Raw genomic sequence first — 26,045 nt, 5'->3', positions numbered from 1 at the left:
CTGGAATTTCCGATGGAAATAGATCCTCGGTATCATCGGTTCATGGATACGCGTGACTCAGCCGGCAGCCCTCGGCACCGCATCGTCGAGGCAGCCGTCGCGCTGCTGGAGAACGGCGGCCCCGACGCGGTGAGCACCCGCGCGGTCGCCGCCGCGGCCGGAATGCAGCCGCCGGCGATCTACCGCCTCTTCGGCGACAAGGAGGGGCTCCTCGAAGCCGTCGCGGAGCACGGCTACGCGCAGTTCCTGGAGAGGAAGCACGCGCAGCTCGACCCCGCCCCGCAGGACCCCGTGGAGGAACTGCGCCGCGGCTGGGACATGGTGGTCGAGTTCGGGGTCTCCCGCCCCGAGTTGTTCGCGGTGATGAACCGGGCCGTCGGCCAGGGACCGGACGCGGCACACCGCGCGGGCTTGGAGATCCTCCATGGGCGGGTGCGTCGGCTGGCGGCCGGGGGTTGGTTGCGGGTCGACGAGGAGCTGGCAGCCCAGATCATCCAGGCGACCGGCCAGGGAGCGGTCACCGTCTGGCACTCCACCCCCGCGGACCGCCGCAATCCGGTGCTGCTGACCGTCCTGCGCGAGTCCATGGTCGCGGCCGTCACTCGTGCCGAGCCGGTGGTCCTCGCCGCGGAGTCCGGTGCCGCCGCGGCGGCCCGCGCGCTGCGCGCCGCCCTCCCCGACGACGCCGATGTCCTGAGCGACGCCGAGCAGTGCCTGCTGCGTGAGTGGCTCACGCGCCTGGCGGCGGACGGTGGCGCGCCGCATGCGTGATCGTGCGTCAGGGGTCAACGTGCAGGTTGAATCCCCGAGGAGAGATCGTGCGATGAAGCGGCGTCCACGAGATGAGACAGTGGGCGACCACACGGCTCCGGCCGACTTCCCCTGCCCATTGCCATGAACCTGACCCACCCCAGACTGGGGATGGAACAGGCTCACCATGTCGCCATGCCAACGGACCTCGCGGAACACCGGCGGTGCGGCGACGGTCCCTCCCGCCGCCGTCCGCCTGGCCGCATCGTCCGCTGCCGGATCGACGGCCTGGAACTCGACCGTGACACGGAACATCAGGCCGTATCCGTCCACGACGCCGGACACACTGCGGTCGTGCTTCAACTCGGTCTGCACGTACCGCCGGTATCCATGGGCGAACCGCGACCGAGGCCTGTCCGGCGGATCTTGCCGCGGACGCGGGGCTGCGCGGGCCCGCCTGCGGCGTTGCCGGGCCGGGGGCGGCCCGGCCCGGCCTGGTAAGTCGGGTTTCTGCGGCTGTGCTCAGCCGTCGATCTCGTACTGGCCGACCGTCCGGAAGTACCGGAGGGCCTCCGGGCTGCCGTCGTCGAGGACCGCCTGGATCGCGTCGAACATGGCGTCGCTGATGTTCGGGTCCGTGAGCATGTGGACGATGTACACGGAGTCGTCCTCGGCCTGCGCGAGCCGGTATCCGGTCCACCGGAAGTAGCTCAGGGCTTCGGCGGTACCGGCGTCGAGGGCGGCGTTGGCCTCCTTGATCACCCTCTTGTCACCGTTCTGCGTGGCCACGAAGAGGATGTGGGCCACGGCCACGGAGTCGTCCTCGGCCTGGGCCTGGGCGTACCCCTTTTCCAGGAAGGCGCGCAGCGATTCCGGGGTGTTGGCGTCGAGGGCGGCGTTGGCCTCCCTGATCACCCTCTTGTCGCCGTTCCGGGTGGCCACGGCGAGGATCCGGGCGACCGTGACGGAGTCGTCCTCGGCCTGGGCGAGGCGGCATCCCGTCTCCAGGAAGGCACGCATGTCGTCCGCCGTACCGCTCAGCGCCTCGTTGGCCTCGCGCAGAACGCCCGTCCCGGCGTTGTCGTCCGTGAGGATGTCCTGGATCGCGGCCCTGACTTGGTCGTCCGTCAGCTCATCGACGGGGGTCCCGGTGTCGGGCGAGATGTCCGGGCAGGCCGTGGCAGGCGTGGGTGTGACGGGCGTGGTGGACGTGGCGGTCGTGGACGCGTCGGCCGCGAAGGCCGGTGCGGTGAAGAGGAGGGCGGGCGTCAGAACAATCGCGGCGACCAGCATCGCGGCGCGGGTCGGTCTCATGGATGTGCCTCCGTACTCGGTGTGTCGGTCGGTATGAAGCATCCACATGCCAGATGCATGGATCAACACAATTCACGGCAGCCGCGCCATCGAACCGATCCTCAACTGCGCGGCTGTGGTGATGAGTTCGGACTGTGCCGACACCAGCGTCCGCTGCCCGCCAGGACCAGGTTCCGCATGGCCGTACCGACACCGCAGCCGACCAGGAACATGTACACCGCAAGCAGGCCGACGTGCCGCCCGCGCGCGGCCGACGCGGTGGCGGCTGGCTTCGGGCGAGTTCCGATCCCGAGCCGCGACGCCCGGCCGCCACTCGGAGCGCCCGCCGCACGGGGGCCGGAAGAAGAGCCGGAGACCGCGACGGGCCGGGGCGCGGCCGCACGGGGAGAAGTTCGTTCCCGCGCCATGGCAACCTCCCACGGGGGCCAGACGGTTACCCGTTCGTGCATCCCAACCCTTCTGTGGCGTCACCTCGCGAACGCCGACACCGACGCCCGCTGCCGCTCACTACGGTGGCCCTCATCGCGACCGTCGTCATCGCCCTGGCCGGCTGCTCCTCCTCGACGAGTGCTTCGGTCCCGGGGGCGGGCGGCCCGGCCCCGACGACCGCCGGTGCGGCGGGCCCTTCCGGAGAGAGCAAGCCGGTCTACTCCTACAAGAAGGCCGTCCGGGAGACCGTATGGGTCGACACCGGGCGCGACGAGGACCAGGACGGGAAGAACGACCGGGTGGCCGTCGACATCGTGCGCCCCGGTGAACCCGCCGCCCAGGGCCGCAAGATACCGGTCATCATGGAGGCCAGCCCCTATTACTCCTGCTGCGGCCGTGGCAACGAGAACCAGAAGAAGTCCTACGACGCGGGCGGACAGCCGGTCCGCTTCCCGCTCTTCTACGACAACTACTTCGTCCCGCGCGGCTATGCCTTCGTCGCGGTCGATCTCCCCGGCACCGGCCGCTCCGACGGCTGCACGGACGCAGGCGGGCCCATCGACATCCAGTCCACGAAATCCGTCGTCGACTGGCTGAACGGGCGCGCCCACGGCTACACCAGTCGTACGGGCACCACCCGCGCGCACGCCACCTGGACCGACGGCGCCACCGGGATGATCGGCAAGAGCTGGGACGGCAGCATCGCCAACGGGGTCGCCGCCACCGGCGTCGAGGGACTGAAGACGATCGTCCCGATCAGTTCCATCTCCAACTGGTACGACGCCTACTTCTCCCAAGGAGCCTGGCTGGTCGGAAGCGCGCCCACGCCCGGTGCGCTGATCCGCATGGTCGAGAGCGAGGCCGCCGGCAAGCGCTGCACCGCCGTGAACAAGCCGCTCGAAGACCCGGCCGTAGTCAAGTCCGGTGCCTGGTCCTCGATATGGGCCGAGCGGGATTACGTGGCGGACGCGGACAAGGTCAAGGCGAGCGTCTTCGTCGTGCACGGCCGGCAGGACCTCACGATCCGCACCAAGGAGTTCGGCCAGTGGTGGGACGCGCTCGCCAAGAACGGCGTCGAGCGCAAGATCTGGCTCTCCCAGACCGGCCACGTCGACCCCTTCGACTACCGCCGCGCCGACTGGGTCGACACCCTGCACCACTGGTTCGACCACGAACTCCTCGGCTACGACAACGGCATCGACCGCGAACCGACGGCCGACATCGAACGCACCCCCGGCCACTGGACCACGGACGCCGTCTGGCCGCCGAAGTCGACGGCCACCGTGGCCCTCGGTCCCGGCCAGGGCACGCAGCCGGGCGTGGGCACGCTCGGCACCCACGCCGGAAGCGGGACCGAGACCCTCACCGACGATCCGGACAAGGGCGAGACCGACTGGGCCGCGCACATCGACCAGCCGACCGGGGAGAAGGCCGGCTTCGTCACCAAGCCGCTGGCGAAAGCCCTCCGTGTCTCCGGGGCCTCGAAGGTCACCGTCACCGCCACCTCGACGACCGTGACCGCGAACCTGTCGGCGGTCCTCGTGGACCTGGGTCCGGCCACCATCCGCGACTACCGCCGGGCCGGCCTGGGCATCTCCACGGTCTCCGGAACGTCCTGCTGGGGTGAGAGCACGGCACAGGACAGCGCCTGTTACCAGAAGACGGCGACCGACACCATGCACGTCACGAGCACCGTCTTCAGCCAGGGCTGGGCCGCGCTCGGCACCGCCGCCGACGCGCACAAGGTCCAGCCGCTCACGCCCGGCACGCCGTACACCCTCACCCTCACCCTCGCGAGCACCGACCACGTCGTCCCGGCCGGCCACCGGCTCGCCCTGATCGTCGCGGGGACCGACCGGGGCATCGCCTACCATGCGGCCGACCGGCCGACGATCACCCTCGATCTGGCCCACACGTCCCTGCGGCTGCCGGTGGTCGGGCAACCCGCGTGGCCCTCCACCTAGTTCCCTGAGTATGGGACCCATGAATACGGCGGGGGCAAAACGCAGTGAACCAGGTGGAGGCGGCGGATACCGAGTGGAGTTTCGAGGAGTTCGTCGCCGCCCGCGGAGACCGTCTCTACCGGGCCGCGTGGCTGCTGACGGGCGACGCCCACGCGGCCGAGGACCTGTTGCAGACCGCGCTGGCCAAGGTGTGGCCCAAATGGCCGCGCATCGCCGGCGACAACCCCGAGGCGTACGCACGCCGGGCACTGGTCAACACCCATGCCTCGTGGTGGCGTCGGCGCTGGCGTGGCGAGACCCCCACCCCCGAACTGCCGGACGTCACCGCGGTCCGGGACGTCTTCGCCGAGGTCGACCTGGAGCAGTCACTGGCCGCTGCGGTCCGGCGGCTGCCGCCGAGGCAACGGGCGGTCGTCGTCCTGCGCTACTTCGAGGACCTCAGCGTCGAGGAGACCGCGCAGGTGCTGGGCTGCCGCCCCGGCACGGTGAAGAGCCAGGCCGCCAAGGCACTGCGGATCCTGCGTCAGCACCTGGGGCCGTCGCACGTACTGGAGGTGGGGGAGCAGCCGTGACACACATGACAGAGGACGCGGAGGGGCACGCGGAAGAGGAACTGCGTGTGGTGCTGGGCCAGATCACTCCGTCGGGCTGGAATCCCCGGCGCCTGCAGGAGATCCGGCGGCGTGTGGTGGCCCGGCGACGGCGCCGTGTCGCGGTGACGGGCGCCGCCGCTCTCGCGCTGGCGGTGGCGGTCACGACGCAGGTCGGGGATTCGCCCCCCGCCAGGGACCGGACCGCGGCGACGCCCGAGGTGTCCTGGGCACCCCCCGGCTTCACCGGACTTCCCCTGTCCGGCCTGTCCGCAGGCCCGTCCGCCGGGTGGCACACCGTGCTGCGTCCGGACCGAAAGCCGGGAACGGAGGTCGTCGCCGTGTTCAGCCCGAAAGCCTCAGCCGTCCCGCTGACCCCCGTCGCCGAGGGCGGGGCGCTGGTGTTCTACGTCCAGACCGAGACCGCGATCCCGCGTTCCGCCGTACGCCGACTGGACCGGGTCGAGGGTTGGTGCGAGCGGGCGGGCGGCTCACAGGAACTGATGCGCATCGTGGCTCCGGCCGAGGACGGGCATGCGGCGCGCACCGGCTACGCATGCCTCAACGCCCCCTCCCCGACCGTGATCCAGCAGACCACCGAGATCCTGGCCACCGCCACCGCCACCGCCACCGCTACCGCCACCGCCGGCCGATGATGCGATGCGCGGCGAGGCGTTGCGCGGTTGTCACCTGCCCCAGATCTTCCGGTACGCCTGCCGGTAGCCCGACGGGTCCCAGGACGAGGCCCCTTCGCTGTTGGCCGCCGTGGAGACGTGCACAGGTGCGACGTAGCCGCTGGCCGGACGGCCGGAGAAGGCGCGGTTGAACTCGTCGGCGATCTGCCAGCCCTGCAGCGACAGCGGTTCGGGGACGGTGGCCGCCTGGTACTGGTCGCCGTTGATGCGCTGGAAGGCGGACGGGTCGCCGTCGCCGGCGCCGATGTTGAAGGGCGGCCCCGCGCCGCTCTCGCCGGCCGAGCGGAAGGCGGGGGCGGCGTCGGCGAAGTACAGGTCGTTGATCGCGACGGAGTAGCTCCACCGGCTTCCGAAGCGGGCGAGGAGGGTGGAGACCTCCCTGGCGGTACGGCTGCTCGCGTCCGGGATCGGGATGTTCTCGTACGCCAGCAGCCGCACGCCCGCACAGGCGGCCAGCCCCTTCCTGATCAGCTCGGACTTGTGGTGGGCGAACGGGATCGAGGCGTCGGTGAAGAGGACGACCCCGGCGTTGCCCCGGGAGTGCGCGACGACCCACTGCGCGCTGATCGCCGCGACGTCGCCGACGTCGGTGGTGACGTTGGTGAAGAGCTTGGGCTTCGCACTGGGACCGGGGGAGGTGACCGCGTGCCAGCCGATGAGGGGGATGCCCGCCGCGTTGGCCCGCTGGACCTGCTGCGCGGTCGAGTCGGGGTCGAAGCCGCCGATGACGATGCCCGGGGGCCGGAGGGCCACGGCCTCGCTCAGCGCCGCCTGGATACCGGCGGGGGTGCCCTCGCCGTCGATCACCCGGACGTTCCAGCCGATGACCTTCGCGGCCTCCCGCAGGCCTCTGGCGACGCCCGCGACTCCGGGGTTGGTCATGGTCTGCGCGACGAAGACGATCGTCTTGCCGGACACCGCCGAGGGGCCGCTGGTCGGCCCGTTCCAGGGGACGTCGGTCCGCTCCGCCCGGGTGACGGCGGCCTGGGCCCGTGCCTGGACCGCGGGGCAGCCGCTCGGGCCGGTGGCGGAGGCCGCGGGGCCGTGCGGCTGGCCGCGTTCGCAGCCCGCGAGGGCGGTCGCCGCCGCCAGCAGGGCGAGGGAGACGCATCGGGCGGGGGAGACCTTGCGGCTGCGGTGCACGGGGGCTCCTCACGGAGGAGAAGGCGGGGGAGAAGGACGCGGGAGAAGGCGCGGGAGAAGGACGCGGGGGACTCATGGCGTGGGGCCCGCCGTGTCACCGTCCCGGGCCGAGGGGTGTGGCTCGGGGGGTTCGGCGGAGGCGTCGGTCCCGGTGCGCAGACGGCGGGCGGAGTAGCCGGCCAGTCCGACGGCGAGCAGCAGCGTGCCGCCGTAGAACAGCGGGATCGTCCAGAAGTCCGCGCCCAGCTGGCTGATGCCGGTGAGGCCGACCGCGAGCACGGCGACGGCGACCAGCGTGCCCAGGGCGTTGGGGCGGCCGGGCCTGATCGCGGTGGAGCCGAGCAGGGCGCCGGCGAAGGCGGGCAGCAGGTAGTCGAGACCGACACTGGGATTGCCGATCTGCTGCTGGGCCGCGAGCAGGACACCGGCGAAACCGACCAGCAGCCCCGATGCGGCGAACGCGTAGACGGTGTACCTGCGGGTCGGGATCCCGACGAGCTCGGCCGCGCGCGGGTTCGAGCCGACGACGTAGAGGTAGCGGCCGAGCGGCAGCCGCTCCAGCACCAGCCAGAGGACGACGGCGAGGGCCAGCACGTAGAAGGCGGGAACCGGAAGCGCGAGGAACCTGGAGTTGTAGAGATCGGTGAAGGCGGCGGGGAGCCCCTGCGGGCCGGGGACGATCCGGCCGCCGTCGGTGATCCAGCCGGTCACGGCGTACATCATGCTGCCGGTCCCGAGGGTGGCGATGAAGGAGTCGATCCGGCCGAACTCGACGACCACACCGTTGAGGACGCCCACGACCGCCCCGCTGGCGACCACCACCAGGCAGGCCCACGGCCAGGGCCACCGCTCGTCGACCACGAGGTGTATCGCCATCACGTGCGCCAGGCCGAGGCCGTAGCCGAGGGAGAGGTCGAACGCGCCGGTCACGATGGGGACCGTGGCGGCGAGCGCGAGGACGGCCGGGATGGACTGGTTGAACAGGATCGAGTCCACCGTGTCCCGCGTGGGAAACGTGCGGGGCAGCGTGAGCGAGAAGACCAGGAAGAGCAGCGCGGTGAGGGCGAGCAGGCCGTAGGCGCCGACGTGATGTCCGGCGGGGCCCCGGCGCGGCCGGTACGGGGACCTGGGCGAGGCGGTCATGAGGCCGTCGCGGTTCCGGCGGGCGGTCTGGCCGAGGCCGCCCGGGTGAGTCCGGCGACCGTGAGGGCCGGACCGCTCAACTCGGCCGTGACGGCGCCGCGGACGAACACCAGGGCCCGCCGGCACACGCCCGCGACCTCCTCGAAGTCCGTGGAGACGAGCAGCACCGCGAGCCCGGCGGCCAGCGCCTCGTCGAGCAGCCGGTAGACGGCGGCCTTGGCGCCGACGTCCACGCTCGCGGTCGGCTCCTCCAGGATCAGCAGGCGCAGGTCCACCGGGTGCCAGCGGCCGATCATGACCTTCTGCTGGTTCCCGCCGGACAGCGTGCCGATCGGGGCCTCGCCGTCCCGGGGCTGCACCGAGAACCGTTCGATCAGGCCGGCGGCCACCGCGCGTTCCCGGCGGGGGGCGATCCAGCGCAGCGCCGGCACGCCCGCGGCGCGCGGGTTGGCCAGGAGGTTCTCCCGCACGGTCAGTTCGGCGGCGCAGCCCTCCCGCTGCCGGTCGCCGGGCACCAGGCCGACCCCGAGGCGGACGGCGTCGGCGACCGTGCGGGGGCGGTACGGCCGGCCGCCGAGCAGCACCCGGCCGTCGAGGAGGGGCCGGGCACCGGCCAGGGCCCGGCCCAGTTCCACGTGCCCGGCGCCGGACAGGCCGACCAGGCCGAGGACCTCGCCGGCCCTGAGGTCCAGGCCGACCGGTCCCGCACCGGTGGTCCGTACGCCGTCGAGGGCCAGGACGGCCGGATCGTCCGCGGGGACGGTGGCGGGGCGGTAGCGGGTGAGTTCCGCGCCGACGATGTCGCGGACCAGACGGGCGGGGCTGTGGGCCGCCAGGTCGCCGTGGCTCACGAGCCGGCCGTCACGCAGGACGGCGAAGGCGTCGGCGACCTCGTACACCTCGTCCAGCCGGTGGGTGACGTAGAGCAGGCCGTGTCCCTGGTCGCGCAGGGTGTGCAGGACCCGGAACAGCCGGGCGCAGTCCGCGGCGGGCAGCCGGGCGGTCGGCTCGTCGAGGACGACGAGCCTCGCCCGGGTGGCCAGCGCCCGGGCGATGGCGACCAGCGACCGCTCGGCGGGGGAGAGCCGGGCGACGGGCGTGGTGGGGTCGAGGTGTCCGGCGACCGTCCGCAGGGCGTCGGCGCACCGCTCCCGGGTGCGCCGCCAGGAGATCAGTCCGGCGCGGCGCGGGTATCCGGTGCTCAGGGCGATGTTCTCGGCGACCGTCATCCACTCCACCAGACCGAGGTCCTGGTGGATGAAGGACATGGAGCCGGAGGCGGCGTCGCTGCCGAGCGGGTGCCCGTCCACCGTGACCTGTCCCGCCTCGGCGTGGTGGATGCCGGCGAGCACCTTGATGAGGGTGGACTTCCCGGCTCCGTTGGGGCCGAGGAGGGCGAGGACGCCGCCCGCGTGGACGTCGAGGTCGACCCTGTCCAGCGCGAGGGTCCCGCCGAACCGTTTGGTGAGCCCGCGGATGCGGACCAGCGGGTGCGCAGAGGTGTCGGGAGGGTCGTGCACGGACATCTCCGGGGGTCGGCCTGACGAGTTCTTCCCGACTGTCGCCAGCGATCCTAATGCGGCTGTCTACATCATTTCGGGCATCTGTCGTGCTGTGTGACACCAACGGGTCAGTGGCGTCGCCGGTCTCAGCCGCCCCCGAGGCCGCCTCCGATGCCGCCTCCGAGGCCGCCCCCGAGGCCGCACTCGGCCCAGATGACCTTGCCCTGGGGCAGATAGCGCGTCCCCCAGCTCTGTGCCAGCTGGGCGACGAGGAACAGGCCCCTGCCGCCCTCGTCGGTGCTGGCCGCCCGGCGCAGATGCGGGGCGGTGTTGCTGGTGTCGGAGACCTCGCAGATCAGGCTGCGGTCGAACAGCAGCCGTACCCGGATCGGGCCGGAGCCGTGGCGGATGGCGTTGGTGACCAGCTCGCTCAGCATCAGTTCCGCGGCGAACGCGGCTTCGTCGAGTCCCCAGTCGGCCAGCTGCCGCATGGCGTCGGCCCGGACCTCGCCGACGAGCGCCGGGTCGGGTTCCAGGTCCCAGGCGGCGATCCGGTCCGCGGGCAGGGCACGGGTGCGGGCGACGAGCAGGGCGATGTCGTCGCCCGGGTGGACGGGCGCCACGCTGTTCAGGATCACCTGGCAGGTCTCGTCCGGTGTGCGCCCCGGTTGCGCCAGGACCTCGCGGAGCCGGCCGAGGGTGACGTCGACGTCGTGGTACCGGTCCTCGATGAGCCCGTCGGTGTAGAGGACCAGGCGGCTGCCCTCGGGGAGGTCGACGTCGACGGCTTCGAAGGGCAGGCCGCCCAGGCCGAGCGGAGGTCCGGCGGGCAGCTCGGGGAAGGACACCGTGCCGTCGGGGCGGACCAGCGCGGGCGGGGGATGCCCGGCACGGGCCATGGTGCACCGCTGGGTGGTCGGGTCGTAGACGGCGTACAGGCAGGTCGCGCCGAGGATGTCCGCCTCGGCGGCGAAGTCCTCCTCCCGGTCCAGGCGTCCCACCAGGTTGTCGAGGTGGGTGAGGACTTCGTCCGGGGGGAAGTCGAGTTCGGCGAAGCTGCGGGCGGCGGTACGCAGCCGCCCCATGGTGGCGGCGGAGAGCATGCCGTGGCCGACGACGTCCCCCACCATGAGGCCGACCCGGGTCCCGGAGAGGGGGATGACGTCGTACCAGTCGCCGCCCACGTCGGACTCGGCCGGCAGATAGCGATGGGCGACCTCGACCGCGTCCTGGTCGGGCAGGCCCTGGGGGAGCAGGCTGCGCTGGAGGGCCAGGACCATGGTGCGTTCGCGGGTGTAGCGCCGGGCGTTGTCGATGGACAGGGCGGCGCGGGCGGCGAGTTCCTGGGCCAGCGAACGGTCGTCGTCGCCGAAGGGCGCGGGGTCCTGTCCGCGGTAGAAGGCGGCGACGCCCAGGACGACACCGCGGGCCACCAGCGGGACCGCGATCAGGGAGTGGACGTGGGTGAGCAGTTCCGCGGTGTGCTCGGGGTCGTGGGCGAGCCAGCCCGCGGCGGCCTCCAGATCCGGTTCCAGCACCGGCTCCCCGCCGGTCAGGCAGCGCAGCTGCGGAGTGGCCGGGCCGTAGTCGACCTGTTTGCCGACCGGATGGAAGGGACAGTCGTCGCGGATGCCGTGGACCACCGTACGGCGCAGATCGCCGTGCGGGTGGGCGGACTCCTCGCCGCGCAGGACGGCCTCGGGCAGGTCGATGGTGACGTAGTCGGCGAGGCGCGGCACCGCCGTCCGGGCCAGTTCCTGGGCGGTGCGGCGCACGTCCAGGGTGGTGCCTATGCGGGTACTGGCCTCGGACAGCAGCTCCAGCCGGTGTCGTGCGGCGAGGGCGTACCGTCCGACCTCCGGCTCACCCACCAGCAGCAGTCCTCTCGACGGGGGCGCGGCGGCACGGCGACCGCCAGGTGCCGCCACGACCGTGACGCCCCTGCCGCCCGAGGCGACCCGGCCGGGTGCGGTGACGGCCCCGGACGGCAGCACGATGCCGGGGGAGGCGGGCTCGGCGGGGAAGTCGGGCAACTCGTCGAACTGCCATGGGGCGACGAGGGGATCGCGTGGTGCGGGGCCGGGCAGGACGGCCTCGATGACCACGCCCTCGACGCCGGTGGCACTTGTCATCGGACGGCTGAGCAGCGTGACACGCCGGCCGTCGGACAGACGGACGTGGAGAGCGGCCCGCTGCGCGCGGGACAGCAGTTCGGTGGCCTGCTCCATGAGGATCGCACGGTCCTGCGGGTGCTGTCCGAGGGCCAGTTCATCCAGTCCGATGGTGTGGTGACGGCCGACGGCGGCATCGGCCTCGGTCTCCGCGTACGCCCGCAGCAGCGCCCGCTCGCGCGCGGAACTCTGCCTCAGCAGCCGCCGTTCGATGGCGCGCGCCGCCTTGCGGATCACGGTGGCCAGCCGGGGGTCGTCGAAGGCGCGTGGATAGCCGAAGCACAGCACGCCCTCGATACGGCCGCTGAGCGGGTCGCGGACCGGGACCGCACGGCAGGCGCTCGTCTGGGCACGCTCGGCGAAGTGCTCGGCGCCATAGACCCGGATGAGCTGCCGCTCCGCCAGTGCCAGACCGATGCCGTTGGTGCCGGCGACCTGCTCGGCGAACACGAACCCCGGCACGCGCTGGATCGCCGGGAGGCTTCTGGCCAGGGAGACCTCGCCGAAACGGCGCAGCAGGACGGTGCCGTTCGCATCGGCGACGGCGATGTTCAGCCGACTGCCGGCGAACCTGTACTGCAGCCGGTCCAGCACCGGCACGGCCGCGCGGACGATCCGGGCGTCCGGCTCGAAATCGTCCCGGAAGGGGAGGTCGGACCGGTCCGCCGAGAGCCCCAGGGACCGACAGCGCTGCCAGGAGTTCAGGATCGAGGTGCGCACGTCCGCTGCGACGGGTTCGCCCCCCAGGAAACGCTCACGCGAACGCGCGGGCCCTGTGCCGCCTGTCGCACGCCCCGTGGACGTCGGTGCCCCGCCGAACAGCACCACGCTTCGCCTCACTAGCGAGAGTCCACTGTCCATTAAACAATCTGGCATTTATAACAATACGGACATTGCGGGCGCACGTCGCGAGGAAGGTGCTTTTGTCATGCGCAAGCCGTTGGGTCGGTCGTCACAGGACCGCCACCGGGTTGACGGGCGAGCCCGTCCCGCCCGGAACGTTCAGCGGCGCCACGACCAGCAGGAACTCATACCGTCCGGCCTCCGCGGTGGCGGCCGAGAGGGCTTCCAGGTCGAGGTTGTCCAGCAGGGGGACGCCCATCGCGGCCAGGGCCAGGGCATGGACCGGCGAGTGGACACCCTCGACGGGCGAGGGCCGTACGTCGCTGTCGCCGTCACCCCCGAGCAGCGCGATGCCGCGCTCCGCCAGCAGCGGTACGGCGTCCACATGGAAGCCCGCGCTCGCCGTGTCCGGGTCCCAGGCGCCCAGCTCCGTACGGCGGCGGACGTGCCCGGACCGCAGCAGCACCGCGTCGCCCTCGCCGATCGTCACCCCGAGCGCCCGCTCCGTGTCGGTGACGTCCTGCGCGTGCACCGCTCGTCCCGGCTCCAGCCAGCGGGTCCCGAGGACGGCGGGGAGGTCGAGGAGCACACCCCGGGTGACGAGGGGCCCGAGCGCCGACACCGCTCCGAAGCGGGCGCCCGCCGCGCCGACGACGTCGGCGGCCGTCCGGCCGTCGTAGAGCCGCCCCCGGTAGGCGACATGGCACAGGGTGTCGAGATGCGTGACGCCCTTGCCGTGGTAGTCGGCGGCGATGAAGTCCTTGTGGGCGGTGGGCTCCGGACTCTCCACGTCACCGAGGTCGGTCATGTGGTGCAGCGCGGGACTGCGGTTGTCGGGGCCGGGCCGGGTGTTCCAGGGCAGTGCCAACGGGACGACCACCCCGGACCGCACGCCCGCGGCGGCCCGCCGTGTCCGGTCGGCGGTCACGCGGTTCCAGGCACCGCGGTCGGCCGGGTCCCAGCGCCCCCAGGTACGGACCGCCTCGAAGAGCGCGTCGAACTCCCGACGGGAGACCGCGGGCCCGTCGCCGGTGACGGCTGATCCGGGCCGTGGGGGATCGGGGGCATCGGCGGACTTCGAGGTCATCGGTACTCACCGTTCTCCGCCCCGGACGGGACGCACGGGGAAGCGGCGCCTGCGGCGCCTGTGATCGACTCCAGCTTGGCACAGAGGCTCGCGCGGGCTGGTCCGGATGTGGGCCGCCTCGGTCTGGGGCGACCATGGATGAAGACAAGCACGCCCGCCGATGTTGCACGAGCCAGGGCACCGGGCGGGAGGGAAGATGAGGGATGGGCACGACGGACTCCTCCCGAGCAGTCGCCGGCCGGTCGGCGGCCGGTCCCGCCGCGCCGCCCAGCGGCCTGCTGGATCTCCTCAGCGTCGCCGCGGTGGTGCTGAACGCGGAGGGCCAGGTGGTCCTCTGGAGCCCGAAGGCCGAGGAACTCTTCGGCCACAGCGCGGCGGAGGCGCTGGGGCAGTACGCGGCTCAGCTGATGGTCCACGAGGAGCACCGGGACGAGGTCGCCAAGCTGTTCGCGCAGGTCATGGAGTCCGGCCAGGACTGGGCGGGGGCCTTTCCGGTCCGGCACAAGGACGGCAGCACCCGCCTGGTGGAGTTCCGCAACATGAGGCTCCTGGACGACCTCGGCGGCTTCTACGCCCTGGGCCTCGCCGCCGACCAGGCCGCGGTGGAGCGGGTCGAACGGGACGCCGCCCTGGCCATGCGGCTGGTGTCCCAGTCCCCGGTCGGGCTGGCCATCCTGGACGCGGACCTCCGGTACCTCGCCGTCAATCCCGCCCTCGAACGCATCACGGGTCAGTCCGCCGCCGAGCGTCTCGGCCGGTCGGCCGGCGAGATCCTGACCTACCTGGACACGGGCCCCGAGGCACGGCTGCGCCGGGTCCTGGAGACGGGCGAGTCGGTCGTCGACCGGGACATCGTCTGCCGTCCGCCCGGCGACCCGGACCACGACCACGCCTGGTCCGTCTCGTACTACCGGCTGGAGGACTCCGGCGGGCGGGTGCTGGGCCTGGCCTACTCCGTCATCGACGTCACCGAACGCCACCGGGCGGCCGCCGAGGCGGCCGACGCCCGGCAACGGCTGGCACTGATCGCCCGGGCCTCGGCCTCCGTGGGTACCACCCTCGATCTGGAGACGACGGCATGCGAGCTGGCCGACGTCGTCGTACCGGACCTGGCCGACGTGGCCGCCGTGGACGTGCTCGACAGCGCGCTCGACGGCCGGACCGCGCCGCACGAGGGCCCGGCGTGCTTCCGCACCCTCGCCGTCAGCGCGTTCCACGCCGGCGAGGCGGCCTGTGTGGCCGACCCGCCCGGGGGACTCGCCGCCTACGACAGCGACCGCCTGATCACCCAGTGCGTGCGCACCCGTCAACCGGTCCTGCTGCCCCGCACCACGCAGCGGGACCTGGGCCGCATCGCCCGCGACGACACGGCAGCCGCCCTCCTCGCGGCGGTCGGCGTCCACTCCTACCTGGCCGTACCGCTGCCGGCCCGGGGCGAGGTCCTCGGTGCCCTGGCCCTCGCCCGCACCCGGCACAACCCCGCGCCCTTCGACGACGACGATGTGTTCCTCGCCTGTGAACTGGCCGCCCGGGCCGCGGTCTGCATCGACAACGCCCGCGGCTACCAGGCCCAGCGCCATGCGGCCCTCACCCTCCAGCGCAGTCTGCTCCCGCAGCTCCCCACGAACCTGCCGGGCCTGGAGGTGGCCTGCCGCTACCAGCCCGCCGGCGCCACGAGCGAGATCGGCGGCGACTGGTACGACGCCATACCCCTGCGGGGCGACAAGACCGCCCTGGTCGTCGGCGACGTCATGGGCAGCGGCATCAACGCAGCCGCCACCATGGGGCAACTCCGCAGCGCCGCCCGCGCCTTCGCCGAACTCGACCTCGCCCCGGACGAGGCCCTGTACCACCTCGACCACCTCACCGAAGGGGGCGAGCAGGCCATCACCACCTGCCTGTACTGCGTCTGCGACCCGCACCGGGGCAAGTGCCGGATGTGCCTCGCCGGCCACCTGCCCCCGGCCCTGCTGCGGGCCGGCCACCCGGCGCGGCTGCTCGACCTGCCGGCCGGCGTACCGCTGGGCGTCGGCGGGGTGCCCTTCGAGGCCGCCACCATCGCCTTCCGGCCCGGCGACGAACTGGTCCTCTACACCGACGGCCTGGTCGAGACCCGCAGCGAACCCATCGACGCCCGCCTGGACACCCTGCTCGACGCCCTCACCGCGACCCGCGGCCGTGATCTCGAAGAGACCTGCGAACGCATCCTGGAGACGCTGCGGCCGCCCGGCGGCGAGGACGACGTCGCCCTGCTCATCGCCCGGGCCCAGCCCCTGCTCCCGGCGAGTCCTGGGCCGGGGGAGACCTCCCGTGCCGGCCGACCGGTCGGCGAGTGGTCTCGGGGACCGTCGTCACCATGAACGACCGCGTGAGCGGTGCCGGGAACGCCACCGGTCAGCGGCAGCGGTCCGGCGTCCTACCTGTCCTTCACCAACTCCACCGCCTTCAGCCCGACCGACGTGATGCCCTTGTCGCGCTGGGCCAGGATGCCGATGACGCTGCAGTCCTCCGTCTCCCTGGTGACCGTGGTCCTGGTGGTGGCGCGGGCCGTGAACATCCTGCACTGACGGCCGGGCTGCCATAGGTTCGTCGGCATGAGCGAAGACTCCCTGCGCCTGGTCACGGTCGAGCGCACCGCCACCGGCCGTTTCACGGCGACGAACGCACGCGGCGGCACGATCGTCTTCGGTACCGCCGACGGCACCGAGTTCACCCCGGTCGAGCTCCTGCTCGCCGCGATCGGCGGTTGCACCGCGGCCGACGTCGACGTCGCCACCAGCCGTCACACCGAGCCGGCCGCCTTCACCGTCACCGTCAGCGGCCACAAGGCCGTCGACGAGGGCGGCAACCGGATGACGGACCTCGCGGTCGCCTTCTCGGTCACCTTTCCGGACGGCCCCTCGGGAGACCGGGCCCGCGCCATCCTGCCCCGGGCGGTCGCCGTCTCGCACGACCGGCTGTGCACGGTCAGCCGCACGATCGAGGCCGGGACGCCCATCGCCGTCTCGGTCGAGGACGACTGATCCCCGTGGGCGCTGTGCCGGTGGTTCGTCAGGTCCGGGGCGCCGAACCGGGCGCCGGGGTGCCGTGCTTAGGTGGGGAGGTGAACGGATTCCCTCTCGCCGGCCGGACCACGCGATGAGCACCGTCGACGCGTTCCCGCTCGGCGCCTCGACCACGCTCGCCGAACTCGCCCGCGACCCGCACCCGCGCCTGGCCCGGCTGCGCGCCCACGAACCGGTGTCCTGGCTGCCCGAGTTGAACGGCTGGCTGGTCACCCGGCGCGATCTCGCGCTCGACGTGATGCGGGACTCCGTCACCTTCACCGTCGACGACCCCCGCTTCTCCACCGCCCAGGTCGTCGGGCCCAGCATGCTCTCCCTGGACGGCACCGCACACACCCGCCACCGGGAGCCCTTCGCCGCACCCTTCCGGCCCCGCGAGGTGCACGACGGGTTCGCCGCGTTCATCGAGCGGGAGACCGACCGCCTCATCACCGCACTGGAACCGTCCGGCGCCGCCGAATTGCGTCGGACCTTCGCCGGACCGCTCGCCGTCGCCGTCGTCACCGAGGCGCTCGGACTGGTCGGGGCGACCACGGACACGGTCCTCTCCTGGTACGACGCGATCGTACGGTCCGTCTCCGACATCACCGAAGGACTGGAGGCGGGTCCGGCGGGCGCCGCCGCCTACGCGGAGCTGCGGGCCGCCGTCGAGGCCACGGTCGCCGACCGGCACGCGTCCTCGCTCCTCGTCTCCGCCGCCGGCCGGCTGACACCGCCCGAAGTGGCCTCCAACGCGGCGGTTCTGATGTTCGGCGGCATCGAGACCACCGAGGCCATGATCACCAACGCGCTGCTCCACCTGCTCGAAGACCCCGGCCAACTCGCCCTCGTCCGGGCCGATCCGACCCTGCTGGACGGTGCGGTCGAGGAGTCGCTGCGCCTGGAGCCCGGCGCGGCGGTGGTGGATCGCTACGCCACCCGTGACACAGCCCTCGGCCCGGCCGCCGTCCGCCGCGGTGACCTGGTCACCGTCTCCCTGACCGGCGCCAACCGTGACCCGGCCGTCTTCCCCGACCCGGACCGTTTCGACGTCCGCCGGGGCAACGCCCGCCTCCAACTGGCCTTCGCACACGGCCCGCACCACTGCCTGGCCGCCCATCTCGCCCGCCTGGAGACCCGTATCGCCCTCCAGCGCCTGCTCGAACGCCTCCCCGCGCTGCGCCTCGACCCGGAGCGCCCCGCCGCGCCCTACGGACTGGTGTTCCGCAAGCCGCCCAGCCTGTACGTGCGGTGGTGACGGTCCCGCCGCACGCGCACGGCTGCTCCTGACCACCTAGTACACCGCCTCCAGGATCCCGAGGATCTGCTCCTCGGTCGGCTGCCGCGGGGCGTTCTTGGTGACCGCGTCCGCGAGGGCGCCCGCGGCGACGGGGCGCAGCAGGTCCGGGCGGACGCCGAGGTCGCGCAGGGGCTGCTTGATACCGAGGGCGCCTGAGATCTCGCGGACGGCGCCGACCGTGGCGCGGGCCCAGTCGCCGTCGGCGGGCGGGTCCAGGCGCAGTGCGCGGGCCGTCTGCTCGTAGGCGTCGCCGGCCGCCGGGGCACTGAACTCCAGGACCTCCTCCAGGACGGCGGCGAGCGCGATACCGTGCGGGGTACCGGTGTGGGCGGTCAGCGCGTGCCCGATGCCGTGCACGAGACCCAGCCCGGAGATGGTCAGCGCCTGGCCCGCCAGATGGGCGCCGAGCATCAGCTGGGCACGCGCCTCCAGATCGGAGCCGTTCCGGTGGGCGGCCGGCAGCCAGCGGCCGACCATGGCCACCGCCTGCGTCGCGTACGCCACCGAGACCGGGTTCGCGCCGCGCGAGGCCAGCGACTCGATGCCGTGCACCAGGGCGTCGATGCCGGTGGCGGCCGTGATCCGGGCCGGCAGTCCGAGCGTCAGCTCCGGGTCGAGCAGTGCGATCCGCGGCTTGACCGAGGGGTGGCCGATGTACACCTTGCGGCGTGCTCCGGTGTCCTCGATGACACCGAAGCCGTTGGTCTCCGCGCCGGTGCCGGAGGTGGTCGGGACGGCGATCAGGGGCAGTCCGTCCAGCGCCTCCCACAGGGTGTCCGCGTCGGCCGCCGCCGCGTCCGCGTTGCCGACCAGGAGCGAGATGCCCTTGGCCGCGTCCAGGACCGAGCCGCCACCGAGGGCGACGACCACCGCCGGGCCGAACTCCCGCGCGTGGGCGGCGCCCTCGTCGACGTTGCGGGTGGACGGGTTGGCGCCGACCCCGTCGTACACCCCGTGCTCGACGCCCGCCGCGTCCAGCACCTTGAGCACCTGGCCGACGATCCCGGCGGCCCGCAGCCCGCGGTCGGTGACCACGAACGCGCGATTCATGCCGAGGGAGGCGATCAGGTCCGGGAGGTGCGAGAGGCGGCCGGGGCCGAACTCGATACGGCAGGTGGGATCGACGGTCAGCTGACTGGTGAGGGACTCGCCCATGGCGTACGGCTCCTGGAAACGCGGGGAAAACGCGAGGAAGAGGGAGTGTGGTTCGGCTCAGGCGGGGGTGCTCAGCAGGGCCTCCTCCGGGTGCGGGAGGCGGAACTCCCGTCCGGCCAGGGCCTCGTAGAGACGCACCGGGCTCATCTCCCCGGCCAGGTCGCCGTGCTGGGCCTTGGAGCGGCGGTAGATCTGCTCCACGAGTGCGGACAGCTCCGTGGCGACGCCGAGATCGCGGCCGAGGTCCACCGCGAGGCCGAGGTCCTTGCAGGCCAGGACCATGGCGAACGAGTCGTCGTAGTCGCCGTCGACCAGCACGGACAGCAGGTCCCGCTCCAGGAAGTGCGAGGCGGCCGGGCTGGCCAGCAGCGAACTGCGCAGCACCCCCAGATCCACCCCCGCCTTCGTGCCCATCGCCAGTACCTCGGAGGTGGCCACGAGGTGGCTGAACCACAGCAGGTTGATCATCAGCTTGACGGTGTAGCCGGCGCCGAGCGGGCCCACATGCAGCACCTTGTCGGGGTCGCCCAGGGTCTCGAAGACGGGCAGGCACATCCGGAAGTCGTCCGACGCCCCGCCGACGAATATCTGCAGCCGCCCGGCCTCGGCGCCGTGCGCCATGCCGCTCACCGGGGCGTCCAGGCGGCGCACCCCGCGCCGGTCCAGGACGTCGGCGGCGATCCGGTCGGCGACGGCCGGGATGGAGGTCGACATGTCGATCCACAGGGCGCCCTCGGGCAGCGCCTCGGCCGCCCCGCCGCGCAGCAGCACCTCCTCCACGACGCGCGGGTTCGGCAGCATCGTGATCAGCAGTTCGGCGTCGGCCACGCACTGGGCCGGGGTGTCGGCCCAGCGGGCGCCGAGCGCCAGATGCTCGACGGCGGCCTCGGGTCGGGTGTCGTACACGGTGACCAGGTGTCCCGCGTGGATCAGGTGGCGGGCCATGTGGCGTCCCATGTTGCCCAGGCCGATGAAACCGATCCTCATCGTTGTCCTCGCTAGATACGGGAGATAGGGGTGAAGTGGGGGAAGAGCCGTTCAGGCCAGGTTGATCCAGGTGGTCTTCAGCGCCGTGTACGCGTCCAGCGCGTGCAGGGACTTGTCGCGGCCCGCACCGGTGGCCTTGAAGCCGCCGAAGGGGGTGATGACGTCACTGGCGTCGAAGGTGTTGATCCAGACCGTGCCGGCCCGCAGCCGCCTCGCGGTGCGGTGGGCGACCGTCACGTCCCGGGTCCAGACGGAGGCGACGAGCCCGAAGTCGCTCTCGTTCGCCAGCCGTACGCCCTCGTCGACCTCACCGTCGTAGGACACGACGGCCAGCACCGGGCCGAAGATCTCCTCCTGGCCCACGACGGACGTGTTCGCCACGCCGTCGAGCACGGTCGGTTCGACGAAGGTGCCGCCGCTGTCGGTGCGCGTGCGCCCGCCGCCCAGCAGGACCCGGGCCCCGTCCGCCTTCCCGCGCTCGATGTAGCCCAGGATCTTGGTCAGTTGGCCCTCGTCCACGATGGGCCCCATGACGGTGGCCGGGTCGAGCGGGTCGCCGACGCGGAACGTCTCGGCGGTGATCCTCCGCACGGCGTCCAGGAGCCGGTCCTTCACCGAGGCGTGCACGACGACCCGGGAGCCCGCGTTGCAGGTCTGCCCGGCGTTGTAGAAGATGCCCCAGGCCACGGCGGTCGCGGCGGACTCGATGTCGGCGTCGGCCAGCACGAGTTGGGGCGACTTGCCGCCCGCCTCCACGGCGACCTGCTTGCCGTTGGACTGGCCCGCGTACACCTGGAAGAGCCGGGCCACCTCCGCCGAGCCGGTGAAGGCGATCTTGTCGACCTCGGGGTGCCGGCCGAGGGCCTGGCCGGCGACCTCGCCCCGGCCCGGGACCACGTTGAACACACCGTCGGGCAGCCCCGCCTCGGTGGCCAGCGCCGCCAGCCGGAGGGCGGCGAGCGAGGTCTGCTCGGCGGGCTTCAGGACCACGCTGTTGCCGGTGGCGAGCGCCGGGCCCAGCTTCCAACTGGCGATCAGCAGCGCGTAGTTCCACGGCACGACCACGCCGATGACACCCAGCGGCTCGCGGGTGATCAGCGCGAGTGCGTCACCGGGGGCCGGGGCCACCTCGTCGTACGTCTTGTCGATCGTCTCGGCGTACCAGGCGATGGTCTCCGCCGTCTTGGCCACGTCGATCCGCACCGACTCGGTGATGGGCTTGCCCATCTCCAGGGTGTCGAGCAGCGCCAGTTCCTCGGCGTTCGCCAGGATCAGCTCCGACCAGCGCAGCAGGATCCGCTTCCGCTCCTTCGGCGCGAGGTCACGCCAGCGGCCGTCCTCGAAGGCGGCCCGCGCGGACCGTACCGCCCGGTCGACGTCCGCGGCCCCTGCGGCCTGCACCTCGGCCAGCACCGCGCCGTCGCGCGGCGAGACGCTGGCGAAGGAGCCGCCGGAGGTGGCGTCGGTGAAGGCGCCGTCGATGAACGGCCGGGTCTCGAAGGTGAGTTTGCCCGCCGCAGCCAGCCAGTCGTCGTACGAGCGCGCCAGCAACTCGTCGATCGGGTAGCTCACTTGATCCTCCAGCGGTCGATCGCGTCCTCGTCCAGTTCGACGCCGAGGCCGGGCAGGTCCGGGATCTCCAGATCGCCGTCGGCGTTCACCCGGACCGGCTCGGCGAGCATGAAGTCACGGCGTTCGGGGGTCCAGCCGGGCGGGTCGTAGGGGAACTCGAAGAACGGGCCGCCGCCGACGCCCGCCGCCACATGGAGGTTGGCGAGCACGCCGATGCCGTTGGTCCAGCTGTGCGGGGTGAACTGACGGTGCTTCAGCTGGGCCAGTTCGGCCAGGGTGCGGGCGCGGTGCATGCCGATCGCGAGCACCACGTCCATCTGGTAGACGTCGAGGGCGTCCTCTTCGAGGTAGCGCAGCAGCTCGGTGGGGGAGTGGTGCATCTCGCCGGCGGCGATCCGCACCCCCGGGTTCTCGGCGCGCAGTTGTTTGAAGCCGTGCAGGTCGGCGTAGGGCAGCGGCTCCTCGACCCAGAAGACGTCGAGTTCGGCGAGCCGGGCTACGGTCTTGCGCGTCCTGGCGAGGTCGGAGGCGTTCGCGGTGTCGCCGGCCATCCGCCAGGACTGGTTGAGGTCCACCATGATCTCGAAGTCGGCGCCGAGTTCCTCGCGTACCGCGCGGACCGCCGCGATGCCTTCGTCGACCCGGTTGCGGTCGATGCGGATCTTCAGGGCGCGGAAACCGGCCGCGCGCACCTTCAGGGCGGTCTCGACGCGCTCCGCGGGGGACTTCAGCTCACCGGAGGAGGCGTAGGCGGGCAGCTTCCTGGCCGCGTTGCCGAACAGCTCCGACACCGGGCGGCCGTGCACCTTGCCGATGACGTCCCACAGCGCGGCCTCCAGGGGCCAGTAGTGGGCGCCGTGGAAGTTGGCGGTCTCGATCGCCCGTACGTGCCGGGTGATGTCGAGCGGGTCCTCGCCGACGAACAGGTGCTTGTACGTCTCGAAGCCGTCCATCAGATCGCCGGAGCCGATGCCGGTGATCCCCTCGTCGGTGTGGACGCGGACGATCGTGGCGTCGAAGGCGCGGCGCGGCTCGGGATCCCAGGCGGCGCGGAACGGCGGGTCCAGCTCCAGCCGCAGCCGGTCCAGGGTGATGTCGGTGATCTTCATCGGGCGAGCACCTCGGCGGTCGGCGTGTAGAACGGGTTCGTCGGGCCCTCCTCGGCGGCCGCCAGCACGTCGGAGACGGTCGGCGTGCCCGTGACGGCCGCCCGGACCGCGCCGTACGCGGCGGCGCGCTGGTTGCGGAAGGAGACGTCCAGGTCGGCGACGGCCGGGTTGACCCACACCGCGGCGATGATCAGCAGCTCGTCGGCCTCTCCGGCGGGGATCAGCCCCTCCTCGACCGCGTCCGCGACCCCCTGCGCGAGCCCCGCCTGCGCGGACCCCCACGTCGCCCGCTCGTGCAGCTCGCCCGCGGCGGCGGCCTTGGTCACGAACAGCGTCAGCGGCTTCACCGGCACCGACGGCCGTACCACCGTCAGGAACGGGACGTGCCCGGCGCTCGGGGTGGCCAGCGCCGTCGCCCACGCGGTCTCGACCGGGCCGCCCTTGCGTCCGATCACGATGTTCGTGTGCGCGGCGTCGGGCCCGTCACCGACGAAGGACTCGCCGATGAGCGCGGTCGGGGCGAAGCCGGGCGGGCTGGCGGGGGAAACCGGCGTGGGCATCGGATCTCTCCTGGACCTGGGAAGCGTGATTCGACGGGCGCGCAAGGACGCACCTCGTACGGGATGAACCTCGTACCGGACGAACCTCGTACGGGACGAACCTCGTATTCGGTGCGGTTCATGCGGCCCGATGCGGCGAATCTAGGTCCGTCACCACCCCCTCGCAAGGCGGCCAGGGGAATCGAAATGCCGGTTGCTCTCCTGACAACTTCCATGCTGACCTGGGGTTCCTCTGCCCGAAAGCGCGCATACGATGACCCCTGTGACCGACTCCTCCGCGGCCTCCCGCGGCCACGGCCTGCGCCGTGACATCGACCTCCTGGAGGCCCTCGCCTCCGACGAGGCCCAGAACGCCGGCGGCCTCGGCGTCGTCCGCCTCGCCCAGCTGGTCGGCCGGGAGAAGACCCAGATCTCCCGGGCGCTGAAGGCGCTCGCGGCCGAGGGCATCGTCGAGCGCGACCCCGACACCCTGGAGTACTGGCTCGGCTGGCGCCTGTTCTCCCTGGTCGCCCGCACCTCCGAGAGCCGCCTGGTACGAGTGGCCGAGCCGGTCATGCACGCCCTGTCGGCGGACCTGGAGGAGACCAGCCACCTGTGCGTGCTCAGCGACCGTGACGTCCTCACCCTGCTCTCCGTCTCCGGGCACTCCTTCCGCGTGCACGGCTGGGAAGGGCGCGGGGTGCCCGCCTGGCGGCTGTCGGCGGGCCGCGTGCTGCTCGCCGACGCCACCCCCGACGAGCTGTACGTCCGCTTCGGCACCAGCGGGGAGATGCCGGTCCAGGAGCTGTGGTCCCTCATCCAGGACGCCCGACGGCAGGGCTACGCGCGCGTCAGCGAGGAGTTCGAGGAGGGGCTGGTCGGGGTGTCCGCCCCGGTCAGGGACTTCCGGGGCCGGGTCGTCGCCGCCATCAACATCTCCGCCCCCAAGCCCCGGCTGGGCGACCGGCTCGACGAGGCGGGGCGCACCACGGCACGGGCCGCGGCCCGGGTGTCCTCGCTGCTCGGCTGGGAGCCCCGGCGCACCCCGCCGCAACTGGCCCGGCTCACCTGACCGCCGTACTCCCGCCCAAGATCGGCGAGTTGCCCTCAGAGCAACCCCCATTGCGATCCGCCGAGAGTGCCTTGTCGGCCCCATGACGCGCTCGTAAATTCACCGCGCATCGGACGAGCCTCGTCCGGAACGGAGAAAAGAGCAGCTCATGAACCTCGCCGGCATCGACCTCCTGGCCAAGGCGCCGCTCGCGGAAGGCGATGTGTTCCTCGGCGGCCACTGGCTCCCGGCCGCCGACGGACGGACCTACCCCGTGCACGACCCGGCCACCGGCGGGCTGATCAGGGAGGTCTCCGCGGCGGGGCCGAAGGACGCCCGTGCGGCGGTAGAGGTCGCGGCGTCGGCCGCGGCCGGCTGGCGGGCGACCCCGCCCCGGCGCCGTTCGGAGATCCTGCACACGGCCTTCGCGCTGATGCGCGAGCACACCGACACCCTCGCCCGGCTCATCGTGCTGGAGAACGGCAAGGCCTACCGGGACGCGGCGGCCGAGGTCGGCTACGCCGCCGAGTTCTTCCGCTGGTTCGCCGAGGAGGCGGTCCGGGTCGGCTCCGCCTTCGGGGACGCCCCGGCCGGCGGCTACCGGCACGTCGTACGCAAACACCCCGTCGGCGTCGCCGCGTTCGTGACCCCCTGGAACTTCCCGGCCGCCATGGCCACCCGGAAGATCGCCCCGGCGCTCGCGGCCGGCTGCCCGGTGCTGCTCAAGCCCGCCCCTCAGACCCCGCTCACCGCCCTCGCGATCGCCGCGCTGCTGACCGAAGCCGGCCTGCCCGAAGGCCTGTTGAACGTCCTGCCCACCGACCGCGCCCCCGAGGTCGTCTCGGCCTGGCTCGGCGACGAACGGGTCCGCAAGTTCTCCTTCACCGGCTCCACCGCCACCGGCCGGCTGCTCCTGGCACAGGCCGCCGCGAACGTCGTCAACGTGACCATGGAACTGGGCGGCAACGCGCCCTTCGTGGTCTGCGCGGACGCCGACGTCGACGCCGCCGTGCTCGGCGCGATGGACGCCAAGATGCGCGGCGGCGGAGAGGTCTGCATCGCCGCCAACCGGTTCTACGTCCACACCGACGTCGCGGCGGAGTTCACCGAGAAGTTCGGCGCCGCCATGGCCGCCGTACGCACCGGGCCGGGCCTCGCCGACGGGGTCACGCTCGGCCCGATGATCGACCAGGCGGCCGTGGCCAAGATCCGTGACCTGGTCGCCGACGCCCTGGCGCGCGGCGCGCGGATCGCCGCCCAGGGCGAAGTCCCGGACGGGCCCGGCCACTTCCACCCCGCGACCGTCCTCGTCGACGTCCCCGACGACGCCCGCGTCCTGCACGAGGAGGTCTTCGGGCCCGTCGCGCCGATCACCACCTTCACCGACGAGGACGAGATGCTGGCCCGCGCCAACGCCACCGTCCACGGCCTGGCCTCGTACGTCTACTCCCGTGACGTCGGCCGGGCGCTGCGCGTCGCCGAGCGCCTGGAGGCCGGCATGGTCGGCGTCAACCGCGGTCTGCTGTCCGACCCGGCCGCGCCCTTCGGCGGCGTCAAGCAGTCCGGCCTCGGCCGGGAGGGCGGCCGGGAGGGCATCGAGGCCTTCCTGGAGACGCAGTACATCGCCCTCGACTGGCCTCTCTGATCCCTTCACCGC

21 protein-coding genes are annotated in these 26,045 nt (G+C 72.6%); 9 read left to right on the top strand and 12 right to left on the bottom strand.

Annotation, left to right across the window (positions count from 1 at the left end):
* Positions 1–42: 42 nt before the first annotated feature.
* Positions 43–771, top strand: coding sequence for a TetR/AcrR family transcriptional regulator (locus ACZ5K7_RS11965; RefSeq protein ID WP_468912780.1), 729 nt, complete (start codon positions 43–45; stop codon positions 769–771).
* 501 nt (positions 772–1,272) lie between these two features.
* Here ACZ5K7_RS11965 and ACZ5K7_RS11960 read toward each other — a convergent pair.
* Positions 1,273–2,064, bottom strand: coding sequence for an ALF repeat-containing protein (locus ACZ5K7_RS11960; RefSeq protein ID WP_468912778.1), 792 nt, complete (start codon positions 2,062–2,064; stop codon positions 1,273–1,275).
* A 512-nt stretch (positions 2,065–2,576) separates the two neighbouring features.
* On the opposite strand from ACZ5K7_RS11960, the gene ACZ5K7_RS11955 reads away from it, so the two are divergent.
* Genes ACZ5K7_RS11955 through ACZ5K7_RS11945 form a run of 3 tightly spaced genes read left to right on the top strand, consistent with a single transcriptional unit; the run spans position 2,577 to position 5,703 of the window.
* Positions 2,577–4,457, top strand: a complete 1,881-nt coding sequence (locus ACZ5K7_RS11955; protein ID WP_468912776.1) for a Xaa-Pro dipeptidyl-peptidase — start codon at positions 2,577–2,579, stop codon at positions 4,455–4,457.
* A 44-nt stretch (positions 4,458–4,501) separates the two neighbouring features.
* Positions 4,502–5,029: a SigE family RNA polymerase sigma factor gene (locus tag ACZ5K7_RS11950; protein ID WP_351703330.1), complete on the top strand. Its 528-nt coding sequence runs from the start codon at positions 4,502–4,504 to the stop codon at positions 5,027–5,029.
* Positions 5,026–5,703, top strand: a complete 678-nt coding sequence (locus ACZ5K7_RS11945; RefSeq protein WP_468912773.1) for a hypothetical protein — start codon at positions 5,026–5,028, stop codon at positions 5,701–5,703. The genes ACZ5K7_RS11950 and ACZ5K7_RS11945 overlap by 4 nt, the downstream gene beginning before the upstream one ends.
* Positions 5,704–5,733: 30 nt before the next feature.
* On the opposite strand, the gene ACZ5K7_RS11940 is transcribed toward ACZ5K7_RS11945, so the two are convergent.
* From ACZ5K7_RS11940 to ACZ5K7_RS11920, 5 genes are all read right to left on the bottom strand, one after another.
* Positions 5,734–6,885 (bottom strand): substrate-binding domain-containing protein, encoded by a 1,152-nt coding sequence (locus ACZ5K7_RS11940; RefSeq protein WP_468912771.1) that lies wholly within the window; start codon positions 6,883–6,885, stop codon positions 5,734–5,736.
* A 72-nt stretch (positions 6,886–6,957) separates the two neighbouring features.
* Complete coding sequence (locus tag ACZ5K7_RS11935) at positions 6,958–8,028, bottom strand: ABC transporter permease (protein ID WP_468912769.1); 1,071 nt, start codon at positions 8,026–8,028, stop codon at positions 6,958–6,960.
* Positions 8,025–9,554, bottom strand: a complete 1,530-nt coding sequence (locus ACZ5K7_RS11930; protein WP_468912767.1) for a sugar ABC transporter ATP-binding protein — start codon at positions 9,552–9,554, stop codon at positions 8,025–8,027. The genes ACZ5K7_RS11935 and ACZ5K7_RS11930 overlap by 4 nt, the downstream gene beginning before the upstream one ends.
* A gap of 122 nt (positions 9,555–9,676) precedes the next feature.
* Positions 9,677–12,562 (bottom strand): SpoIIE family protein phosphatase, encoded by a 2,886-nt coding sequence (locus ACZ5K7_RS11925; protein ID WP_468912764.1) that lies wholly within the window; start codon positions 12,560–12,562, stop codon positions 9,677–9,679.
* A gap of 91 nt (positions 12,563–12,653) precedes the next feature.
* Entirely contained in the window at positions 12,654–13,631 is a 978-nt protein-coding gene (locus ACZ5K7_RS11920) for a cyclase family protein (protein WP_468912762.1), read from the bottom strand.
* A 203-nt stretch (positions 13,632–13,834) separates the two neighbouring features.
* On the opposite strand from ACZ5K7_RS11920, the gene ACZ5K7_RS11915 reads away from it, so the two are divergent.
* Positions 13,835–15,991 (top strand): SpoIIE family protein phosphatase, encoded by a 2,157-nt coding sequence (locus ACZ5K7_RS11915; RefSeq protein WP_468912760.1) that lies wholly within the window; start codon positions 13,835–13,837, stop codon positions 15,989–15,991.
* Between the two features lie 56 nt (positions 15,992–16,047).
* On the opposite strand, the gene ACZ5K7_RS11910 is transcribed toward ACZ5K7_RS11915, so the two are convergent.
* Positions 16,048–16,227 (bottom strand): hypothetical protein, encoded by a 180-nt coding sequence (locus tag ACZ5K7_RS11910; RefSeq protein WP_468913264.1) that lies wholly within the window; start codon positions 16,225–16,227, stop codon positions 16,048–16,050.
* Between ACZ5K7_RS11910 and ACZ5K7_RS11905 the strand changes: the two genes are divergently transcribed.
* A complete protein-coding gene (locus ACZ5K7_RS11905) occupies positions 16,226–16,654 on the top strand; it encodes an OsmC family protein (RefSeq protein ID WP_351703354.1) in 429 nt (142 codons plus the stop codon). The genes ACZ5K7_RS11910 and ACZ5K7_RS11905 overlap by 2 nt on opposite strands.
* A 115-nt stretch (positions 16,655–16,769) precedes the next feature.
* The gene (locus tag ACZ5K7_RS11900; protein ID WP_468912758.1) at positions 16,770–17,933 is read left to right on the top strand and encodes a cytochrome P450; all 1,164 of its coding nucleotides are present in this window, start codon (positions 16,770–16,772) and stop codon (positions 17,931–17,933) included.
* Positions 17,934–17,969: 36 nt separating this feature from the next.
* On the opposite strand, the gene ACZ5K7_RS11895 is transcribed toward ACZ5K7_RS11900, so the two are convergent.
* Genes ACZ5K7_RS11895 through fae form a run of 5 tightly spaced genes read right to left on the bottom strand, consistent with a single transcriptional unit; the run spans position 17,970 to position 23,358 of the window.
* The gene (locus tag ACZ5K7_RS11895) at positions 17,970–19,130 is read right to left on the bottom strand and encodes an iron-containing alcohol dehydrogenase family protein (protein WP_468912755.1); all 1,161 of its coding nucleotides are present in this window, start codon (positions 19,128–19,130) and stop codon (positions 17,970–17,972) included.
* Between the two features lie 57 nt (positions 19,131–19,187).
* On the bottom strand, positions 19,188–20,117 hold the full coding sequence (locus ACZ5K7_RS11890) for an NAD(P)-dependent oxidoreductase (RefSeq protein ID WP_468912753.1): 930 nt from the start codon (positions 20,115–20,117) through the stop codon (positions 19,188–19,190).
* A gap of 51 nt (positions 20,118–20,168) precedes the next feature.
* Complete coding sequence (locus ACZ5K7_RS11885; RefSeq protein WP_468912751.1) at positions 20,169–21,689, bottom strand: aldehyde dehydrogenase; 1,521 nt, start codon at positions 21,687–21,689, stop codon at positions 20,169–20,171.
* Positions 21,686–22,798 (bottom strand): mandelate racemase/muconate lactonizing enzyme family protein, encoded by a 1,113-nt coding sequence (locus ACZ5K7_RS11880; protein WP_468912749.1) that lies wholly within the window; start codon positions 22,796–22,798, stop codon positions 21,686–21,688. Before ACZ5K7_RS11880 ends, ACZ5K7_RS11885 begins: the two co-directional genes overlap by 4 nt.
* A complete protein-coding gene (gene fae / locus ACZ5K7_RS11875; RefSeq protein ID WP_351703372.1) occupies positions 22,795–23,358 on the bottom strand; it encodes a formaldehyde-activating enzyme in 564 nt (187 codons plus the stop codon). The genes ACZ5K7_RS11880 and fae overlap by 4 nt, the downstream gene beginning before the upstream one ends.
* A 253-nt stretch (positions 23,359–23,611) precedes the next feature.
* Here fae and ACZ5K7_RS11870 point away from each other — a divergent pair, with 253 nt between their 5' ends.
* On the top strand, positions 23,612–24,409 hold the full coding sequence (locus ACZ5K7_RS11870; protein ID WP_468912746.1) for an IclR family transcriptional regulator: 798 nt from the start codon (positions 23,612–23,614) through the stop codon (positions 24,407–24,409).
* A 148-nt stretch (positions 24,410–24,557) separates the two neighbouring features.
* A complete protein-coding gene (locus tag ACZ5K7_RS11865; protein ID WP_468912744.1) occupies positions 24,558–26,033 on the top strand; it encodes an NAD-dependent succinate-semialdehyde dehydrogenase in 1,476 nt (491 codons plus the stop codon).
* The last annotated feature ends 12 nt before the right edge of the window (positions 26,034–26,045 follow it).

This window comes from Streptomyces sp. NPDC031497 (assembly GCF_055580905.1).
This window is presented reverse-complemented; position numbering and strand designations above follow the sequence as displayed.